Genomic DNA, 926 nt, shown 5'->3' with positions numbered 1-926 from the left:
AGGCCAACATCGAAGGCTTCGACGCGCTGGTCGAGGCAAACGCGCTGCGCCTCGACCATGAGCCCGGCCAGCTCGGCGCCTCGGCGAAGAAGCCGGCCGAGATCAACCCCTACCTAACCCGCGTCTTCGCGGGAGCATCTGCCTGATGAGACTGACCGATCCAGCCAAGTCCGATGCGGTGGCCAAGGCCGCCGGCGACGTGCCGGGCCCGCTCACCACGACCGATTCCGCGGGCTGGGACCAGTTCGAGTTCGGCTGGTCCGACGTCTCGGACTTCCTCGGCATCGGCGGCCGGGCCGCGCGCGGCGGCATCTTCGGCCGCGACGCCGTCGGCATGGGCCTCGCGATCCAGTGCGCGGACCGGAAGGCCCAGGATATCGCCAAGGCCGAGATGCTGCTGTGGAAGCGCAAGGGTCGCGGCTGGACCATGGTCGAGCACACGCAGCACCCGGTTGCCCGGCTGCTGATGACCCGGCCGAACGACCAGCACACCTGGACCGAGTTCTGGCGCATGATGATCATGCACTATGAGCTCGCGCAGAACGCCTACGCGCTGAAGCGGATCGCCACCGACGGCACGGTGCTCGAGCTGATCCCGATCATGCCCGGCCGCTGCCGGCCGCGGGTCGCCTACCCGAGCGGGAAGCTGTTCTACGAGATCTTCGCAGGCACGGAATACGAGCGCGCCGTCCTCGGCGAGACGTACATGATCGTGCCAAGGCCTTCGTGGAGGCGGCGCACGCCCGGGGCCTGCGGGTCATCACCGAACTCGTGATCAACCACACGAGCGACCAGCACCCCTGGTTCCAGGCCGCCCGCGAGGCGCCCCCCGGCTCGCCGGAGCGCAACTTCTACGTCTGGTCGGACACCGACGAGCCGTACCGGGACACCCGAAACGCCTCAAGGACAAGGCCTACGACGACACT

At 68.5% G+C, this 926-nt stretch carries 1 protein-coding gene and 1 pseudogene; both read left to right on the top strand.

The window, feature by feature from the left end; genetic code table 11:
• The first annotated feature begins 145 nt into the window (after positions 1–145).
• On the top strand, positions 146–775 hold the full coding sequence (locus tag I53_RS35150) for a phage portal protein (RefSeq protein WP_306307441.1): 630 nt from the start codon (positions 146–148) through the stop codon (positions 773–775).
• Positions 721–926: pseudogene (locus I53_RS15695) on the top strand (alpha-amylase family glycosyl hydrolase); the annotation flags it as partial. The gene I53_RS35150 and the pseudogene I53_RS15695, both read left to right, overlap by 55 nt.

This window comes from Methylobacterium sp. B1, assembly GCF_000333255.1.
GTDB classification, from domain to species: domain Bacteria; phylum Pseudomonadota; class Alphaproteobacteria; order Rhizobiales; family Beijerinckiaceae; genus Methylobacterium; species Methylobacterium fujisawaense.
This window is presented reverse-complemented; position numbering and strand designations above follow the sequence as displayed.

Bases quoted from the DNA above. Each gene is read 5' to 3' on its own strand.
- I53_RS35150 (WP_306307441.1), top strand. From the start codon at position 146: ATGAGACTGACCGATCCAGCCAAGTCCGATGCGGTGGCCAAGGCCGCC.